General features: G+C 72.0%; 4 protein-coding genes and 1 tRNA gene. 2 read left to right on the top strand and 3 right to left on the bottom strand.

The window, feature by feature from the left end:
• Nucleotides 1-119: 119 nt before the first annotated feature.
• From ACZ6I3_RS33905 to ACZ6I3_RS33895, 3 genes are all read right to left on the bottom strand, one after another.
• Nucleotides 120-989: a chaplin gene (locus ACZ6I3_RS33905; protein WP_469419907.1), complete on the bottom strand. Its 870-nt coding sequence runs from the start codon at nucleotides 987-989 to the stop codon at nucleotides 120-122.
• A 131-nt stretch (nucleotides 990-1,120) separates the two neighbouring features.
• Nucleotides 1,121-1,354, bottom strand: a complete 234-nt coding sequence (gene chpH / locus ACZ6I3_RS33900; protein ID WP_469419905.1) for a chaplin ChpH — start codon at nucleotides 1,352-1,354, stop codon at nucleotides 1,121-1,123.
• Nucleotides 1,355-1,502: 148 nt separating this feature from the next.
• On the bottom strand, nucleotides 1,503-2,828 hold the full coding sequence (locus ACZ6I3_RS33895; RefSeq protein ID WP_469419904.1) for a M20/M25/M40 family metallo-hydrolase: 1,326 nt from the start codon (nucleotides 2,826-2,828) through the stop codon (nucleotides 1,503-1,505).
• A gap of 196 nt (nucleotides 2,829-3,024) precedes the next feature.
• Between ACZ6I3_RS33895 and ACZ6I3_RS33890 the strand changes: the two genes are divergently transcribed.
• Nucleotides 3,025-3,109: transfer RNA gene (locus ACZ6I3_RS33890), tRNA-Leu, on the top strand.
• A 271-nt stretch (nucleotides 3,110-3,380) separates the two neighbouring features.
• On the top strand, nucleotides 3,381-7,247 hold the full coding sequence (locus tag ACZ6I3_RS33885; RefSeq protein ID WP_469419903.1) for a Pls/PosA family non-ribosomal peptide synthetase: 3,867 nt from the start codon (nucleotides 3,381-3,383) through the stop codon (nucleotides 7,245-7,247).
• The last annotated feature ends 55 nt before the right edge of the window (nucleotides 7,248-7,302 follow it).

Below are 7,302 nucleotides of genomic sequence, written 5' to 3'. Positions count from 1 at the left end.
CCATCGGCGACCCATCTACAGGTTCATGCCCGCGGGGGGCGGGAAAGCGGGAAACGGAAAGGGGGCGAAGACGAGCGCCCCCCCCCCCCCGGCCCCCCCCGCTCCGTTTGCCGTGGGGGTCAGGCCGCGGCCCGCGCCTTGCGGTAGAGGATCACGCCCGCCAGCAGCGCGCCCGCGCCGGCCGGCAGGGCGAGGCCGAGCGGCAGTTCGCTGCCCGTCTCCGCGAGCTGGGCGTCGCCCTTGGGCTGGGTGACGAACTGGCCGCCCGGCTTGTTGCCGGGGTTCTCGGGGTTGCCCGGGTTCTCAGGGGTGCCAGGGTTGCCCGGGTTTCCGGGGTTCCCGGGTTCACCAGGGTTCCCGGGCTCTCCCGGGTTACCGGGGTTGCCAGGCTCACCAGGATTGCCGGGCTCCCCCGGGTTGCCGGGCTCACCAGGGTTGCCAGGGTTCCCCGGCTCACCAGGGTTACCGGGCTCCCCCGGATTGCCGGGGTTCCCCGGCTCGCCCGGGTTACCGGGAGGCGTCTCGTATCCGCCGCCGGGCGGGTCGGTGTGATGCCCGCCGGAGCCGTTCGCGCAGTCGTTGCCCGTGCTGGAGTTGCCGACGCCGATGACGTCGACACTGTTGCCGCAGGCGTTCACCGGCACGTGGATCGGCACCTGGACGTGGTTGCCCGAGCCGACGCCGGGCGAGTCACTGGCGTGGCCGCCCGCGTGCGAGCCGCCGTGGCCGCCCGACGGCGATCCACCGCCCTTGTTGGCGCACGAGTTGCCCACCGACGGGTTGAGGACGCCGATGACGTTGACCGTGTTCCCGCAGACGTTGACCGGCGCGTGCACCGGCGCCTGCACCGTGTTCCCGGAGAGCACGCCGGGCGAGCCCGAACTGGACCCGTGCGCGCCCGAGTCGGCGTAAGCGGAGCCGCCCGCGGCGGCGATCACGCCGGTCGCGGCCGCCACGGTCATCAGACCCTTGCGGGTGACCTGTCGCATTGCTGATTACCTACCTTCGACCCTGTTTCGAATTCTTCTCGAATTACTCAAAAGAAGCGTTCGGTCCCGGAGCGCATGGCACGCGCTCCGGGACCGATGGCTTTTGAGCTCCCCTCAGAGAGGGGGAAGCGTCACTTGTTGACGCAGGTGTTGCCGAAGGCGGGGTTCAGCAGACCGATCACGGAGACCGTGTTGCCGCAGACGTTCACCGGGACGTGAACGGGCACCTGGACAACGTTGCCGGACAGGACACCCAGGGAGTGCACGGCAGCACCCTGGGCACCCGAGTCGGCGACGGCCAGGCCCGCGCCCGCGAGAACCAGCCCACCGGTGGCAGCCGCAGCAGCGACGACCTTCTTGATCATTATTCCTCCTAGTTGGCAAAGCGACCCATCTTGCGATCGCATTACCTGTAACGAGGAGGGAGTAATGAGGCTACGAGCTTATGGTCGCATTCACTCTTCCCAGTCTGTTCCGTACGGGCGAGCGAATACTTCGTATCGCAGGTCCGATTCAGGACGCGTCGATGAACCGGTCGAGGACCCGCACGCCGAACTTCAGGCCGTCCACCGGCACCCGCTCGTCGACGCCGTGGAACATGCCCGCGAAGTCCAGCTCCGGCGGCAGCTTCAGCGGTACGAAGCCGAAGCCCCGGATGCCCAGGTCGTCGAAGGACTTGGCGTCCGTTCCGCCGGAGAGCATGTAGGGGATCGCCTTGGCGGTCGGGTCCTCGGCCAGCAGCGCGGACTGCATCGCCCCCACGAGCGCCCCGTCGAAGGTGGTCTCCACGGCCTTGTCGGCGTGGACGTCCTCGCGGCGCACGTTCGGGCCGAGGATCCGGTCGAGGTCGGCGAGGAACTCCTCCTCGTGGCCGGGCAGGAACCGTCCGTCGACGTGGGCGGTCGCCTCGCCCGGGATGACGTTGACCTTGTAACCGGCGCCGAGCTGCGTCGGGTTGGCCGTGTTGCTCAGGGTCGCGCCGATGAACTTGGCGATGCCGCCGAGCCTGACGAGGGTCGACTCCATGTCCTCCGGGTCGAGCTCGGTGCCGAGCGCGTCGCCGAGCTCGTCGAGGAAGGCGCGGGTGGTCTTGGTGACCCGCACCGGGAACTTGTGCCGCCCGAGCCGCGCGACGGCCTCCGACAGCTCGGTGATCGCGTTGTCCCGGTGGATCATCGATCCGTGCCCGGCGGTGCCGGCCACGGTGAGCTTCATCCAGTGCATGCCCTTCTCGGCCGTCTGGATCATGTAGAGCCGCCGCTGCTCGCTGACGGTGAACGAGAACCCGCCCACCTCGCTGATCGCCTCGGTGACACCCTCGAACAGGCCGGGATGGTTGCGGACGAGGTGCTTGGCGCCGTACGTGCCGCCCGCCTCCTCGTCCGCGAGGAACGCGAGGACGATGTCGCGCGGGGGCTTGCGGCCGCTGCGCAGCCGGTCGCGGACGACCGCGAGGGTCATCGCGTCCATGTCCTTCATGTCGACGGCCCCGCGGCCCCACACGCAGCCGTCGGCGACCTCGCCGGAGAAGGGGTGGTGGGTCCAGTCGTCCGCGTTGGCCGGCACGACGTCGGTGTGGCCGTGGATGAGGAGCGCGGGCCGGGACGGGTCCTCGCCCTCGATCCGGGCCACGGTGGAGGCGCGCCCCGGGTGCGACTCGAAGATCTGCGGTTCGAGCCCGACCTCCGCGAGCTTCTCGGCGACGTACTCGGCCGCCTTGCGCTCGCCCGGACCCGAGTGGTCGCCGTAGTTGCTGGTGTCGATCTGGATCAGCTCGCGGCAGAGGTCCACGACCTCGTCCTCGCCGGTGACGCTCCTGGCCGTGTCCGTCTCGCTCACGTGCTTCCTCCCGCTGTCACTGCTGGTGGGTCCCCCTCATCCTCTCTCTCCGCGGCCCGCTCCCCAAGACCGCTTGCGGCCCGTCACGCGCCGTTCACACCTCACCGGGGCTCGGGCGGGGGGTGATCGGACACCCTCGAAAGCCTGGTAATGTTTACGTCGTCGCCGCGGGGAGAACCCACGCGACAGACACCTTGTCCGGGTGGCGGAATGGCAGACGCGCTAGCTTGAGGTGCTAGTGCCCTTTATCGGGCGTGGGGGTTCAAGTCCCCCCTCGGACACAAAATGAACGGCCCCTCTCGTCGAGGGGCCGTTCGTCGTTTCCCGGGAATGTGGGCGACATCTCGCCCTGCCGGGAGAAGCCCAGGTCGGAGGGGGTGGCGTGGCACCGACGCGGTGTCTCGCGTTTGCCTCCGGGTGGCGGACATGACAGGACGAAGTCACCCGGCCATTAGAGTATTGGGCTTGTTCGCGCCTAAACGGAACATCCCCAGGCAGACCTGCGGGCCCGTCGGCGCCCCGGAAGGTCCGGGTTCGAGACGCGAGGATTCGATGGCCGCCCTGCACGAAAGCCCCGACCTCACTCTGCTGGACCGGGAGCTGAGCACAGAACTCCGCGACCCGGCCCGCTTCTCCGCGGGTCCCGCGGCCTCGCCACGCACCCTGGTCGACATCTTCGAGGCGTCCGTCCGCGCGTATCCAGACGAGCCCGCGCTCGACGACGGCCACCGGCTGCTCACCTACCGCGCGCTGGGCGTCGAGGTGGAGAACCTGCGGCGGAGACTGGCCGCCGCCGAGGTCGGGCTCGGGGACCGCGTCGGTGTCCGGGTCCCGTCGGGCACCAACGACCTGTACGTGGCGATCCTCGCCGTGCTGGCCGCCGGTGCCGCGTACGTGCCCGTGGACGCCGAGGACCCCGACGAGCGGGCCGCGCTGGTCTTCGGCGAGGCCGGGGTGCGGGCGGTCGTCGGGGCCGGTCACGAGCTGACCCTGGGCGATGCCGCCGGGCACACCGCCGCCCGGCCCGGTGCCGGGCACGACGCGTGGATCATCTTCACCTCCGGCTCCACCGGGAAGCCCAAGGGCGTGGCCGTCGGCCACCGCAGCGCCGCCGCCTTCGTGGACGCGGAGGCCGCGCTGTTCCTGGCAGAAGAGCCGATCGGGCCCGGTGACCGGGTCATGGCGGGGCTGTCCGTCGCCTTCGACGCGTCCTGTGAGGAGATGTGGCTGGCGTGGCGGCACGGGGCCTGTCTGGTGCCGGTGCCGCGTTCGCAGGTCAGGAGCGGTGCCGATCTCGGTCCCTGGCTGGTCGAGCAGGAGATCACCGTCGTGTCCACCGTGCCGACGCTGGCGGCGCTGTGGGAGCCGGGGACGCTCAACGACGTTCGCCTGCTGATCTTCGGCGGCGAGGCCTGCCCGCCCGAGCTGGCACAGCGTCTGGTGACCGAGGGGCGCGAGGTGTGGAACACCTATGGGCCCACCGAGGCGACCGTCGTGGCGTGCGCCTCACTGATGAGCGGCGAGGAGCCGATCCGGATCGGGCTGCCGCTGGACGGCTGGGAGCTGGCCGTCGTGGACGAGGCCGGGGAGCCGGTGCCGATGGGTGGCAGCGGTCAGCTGGTGATCGGCGGGGTCGGACTCGCCCGGTATCTCGATGCAGAGAAGGACGCGGAGAAGTACGCGCCCCTCGAATCACTGGGCTGGGAGCGGGCGTACCGCAGCGGTGACCTGGTGCGGGCCGAGCCGGAGGGGCTGGTCTTCCTCGGGCGGGCCGATGAGCAGATCAAGCTCGGCGGGCGCCGTATCGAGCTCGGTGAGGTGGACGCGGCGCTTCAGGCGCTGCCCGGGGTGGCCGGCGCCGCCGCCGCGGTGCGTACGGCCCGCAGCGGCAATCAGCTCCTCGTGGGCTACGTCGTCCTCCAGGACGGCTGGGACCACGCGGCCGCCGTCGAGCGGCTGCGTGCCGAGCTGCCCGCCGCTCTGGTGCCGTTGCTCGCGCCGGTCGACGAGCTGCCGACGCGTACGTCGGGCAAGGTCGACCGCAACGCGCTGCCCTGGCCGCTGGAGGGGTTGGAGACGGGCGGCCCGGCCGAGCCGCTGTACGGCACCGAGGCCTGGCTCGCCGAGCAGTGGACGGACGTCCTCGGCATTCCGGTGACGTCGGCCTCCGACGACTTCTTCGCGATAGGCGGCGGCAGTCTGGCCGCCGCCCAGCTGACGACGCGGCTGCGCACGCGCTACCCGAGCGCCGCCGTCTTCGACATCTACCAGCGGCCCGTCCTGCGGAAGCTGGCCCGGCATCTGGAGGAGTCGGTCCAGGACGACAACGACCAGCGGGTGGTGGCACCGGTGCCGAGGCGGGCCCAGCTCGTCCAGCTTCTGCTGCTGGTTCCGCTGTTCACGCTGCTCGGGCTGCGCTGGAGCGTGGTGCTCGCCGCGCTCGGGAACGTGCTGCCCGCCTACTCCTGGCTGCCGACCGCGCCCTGGTGGCTCGTCGCGGCCGGCGCCGTGCTGCTCTTCAGCCCGCCCGGGCGCCTGGCGCTCGCCGCGGGCGGGGCCCGGCTGCTGCTGCGGGGGGTGCGGCCGGGCCGGTACCCGCGCGGCGGGAGCGTCCATCTGCGGCTGTGGACGGCCGAGCGGCTGGCCGAGTTCAGCGGGGCGACCTCACTGACCGGATCCTGGCTGGAGCGGTACGCGCGGGCGCTGGGCGCCAAGGTCGGGCAGGACGTGGACCTGCACTCGCTGCCGCCGGTCACCGGCCTCCTCAAGCTGGGCCGGGGTGCGGCCGTCGAGTCCGAGGTGGACCTGTCCGGGTACTGGCTGGACGGCGACCGGCTGGAGGTCGGGACGGTGAAGGTGGGCGCGCACGCCGTCGTCGGCACGCGCAGCCTGCTCTTCCCGGGCGCGCGGGTGGGCAAGCGGGCGGAGGTGGCGCCGGGTTCGGCGGTCTCCGGGCAGGTTCCCACCGGGCAGCGGTGGGCCGGCGCGCCCGCGGTCAAGCTGGGCCGGGCCAAGCGCAACTGGCCGAAGGAGCGGCCCGGGCGGGGCGCGTTCTGGCGGGTGATGTACGGCGTGACGGGTGTCGCGCTGACCGCGTTGCCGGTGGTGTCGGCGGCTGCCGCGCTGCTGGTGGCGAGGCTGTTCGTCGCCCCGGACGCCGGGCTCGGTGCGGCCCTGCGCGGTGCCGTGCTCGCGCTGGTGCCGGCGACGCTCGCCTTCGGGCTTGCGTACGCGCTGCTGATCGTGATCGCCGTACGGCTGCTGAGCCTCGGGCTGCGGGAGGGCACGCACGCCACGCACAGCCGGGTGGGCTGGCAGGCCTGGACCGTGACGCAGCTGATGGACCGGTCGCGGGACACGCTGTTCCCGCTGTACGCGGGGCTGGTCACGCCGGTGTGGCTGCGGCTGCTCGGGATGCGGATCGGGCGGCGGGCCGAGGTGTCCACGGTGCTGGCCCTGCCCAGTCTGACCACGGTCGGCGAGGGCGCGTTCCTGGCGGACGACACCCTGACCGCGCCGTACGAGCTCGGGGGCGGCTGGCTGCGGATCGGGCGCGCGGAGATCGGCCGGCGTGCGTTCCTCGGCAACTCGGGGATGACCGGGCCGGGGCGCAGCGTGCCGGACGGTGGCCTGGTGGGTGTGCTGTCGGCGACGCCGAAGAAGGCCAAGAAGGGCAGCTCGTATCTGGGGCTGCCGCCGGTGAAGCTGCCGCGGGCCGCGTCCGACGGCGACCAGAGCCGGACGTACGACCCGCCCGCGCGGCTGCTGTGGGCGCGCGGTCTTGTGGAGCTCTGCCGGATCGTCCCGGTGTTCTGCTCGGCGGCGCTGGCGGTGGCGACGGGGGCGGCGCTGTGCGCGCTCGGGGTGTGGGCTCCCCTGCTGTCCGGTCTCGTGCTGCTCGGGGCGGGGTGCGCGGCGGGGCTCGTCTCGATCATGGCGAAGTGGCTGCTCGTGGGGCGGCATCGCCGGGCCGAGCACCCCTTGTGGAGCTCCTTCGTGTGGCGCAACGAGCTGGCGGACACCTTCGTCGAGGTGCTGGCCGTGCCGTGGCTGGCCGGCGCCGTGCCGGGTACGCCGCTGCTGTCGGCGTGGCTGCGCGGACTCGGTGCGCGCATCGGCAGGGGTGTGTGGGTCGAGAGCTACTGGCTGCCGGAGACGGATCTGGTGACGCTCGAGGACGCGGCGACCGTGAACCGGGGCTGTGTGCTTCAGACCCACCTCTTCCACGACCGGATCTTGCGGACGGATACTGTGGTCCTCCGTGAGGGCGCCACTCTGGGCCCGGGCGGAATCATCCTGCCCGGCAGCGCCGTCGGGGCCCGCGCCACGCTGGGTCCGGCGTCCCTGGTGATGGCCGCGGAGTCCGTGCCCGACGACACGCGCTGGCTGGGCAACCCGATCGAGGCTTGGCGTCGCTAGGCGGAATCCCCCGGGGCCGGGGGCCGGTGGACGTCGTACGAGCGCAGTGCAGGGA

It is taken from the genome of Streptomyces sp. NPDC041940 (assembly GCF_055589465.1).
The sequence above is the reverse complement of the archived record's forward strand: the minus strand, read 5'-3'. Positions and strand labels throughout refer to the sequence as shown.

Coding starts and splice junctions, on each gene's coding strand:
- ACZ6I3_RS33885 (WP_469419903.1), top strand. CDS start 3,381: ATGGCCGCCCTGCACGAAAGCCCCGACCTCACTCTGCTGGACCGGGAG.
- ACZ6I3_RS33905 (WP_469419907.1), bottom strand. CDS start 989: ATGCGACAGGTCACCCGCAAGGGTCTGATGACCGTGGCGGCCGCGACC.
- chpH (WP_469419905.1), bottom strand. CDS start 1,354: ATGATCAAGAAGGTCGTCGCTGCTGCGGCTGCCACCGGTGGGCTGGTT.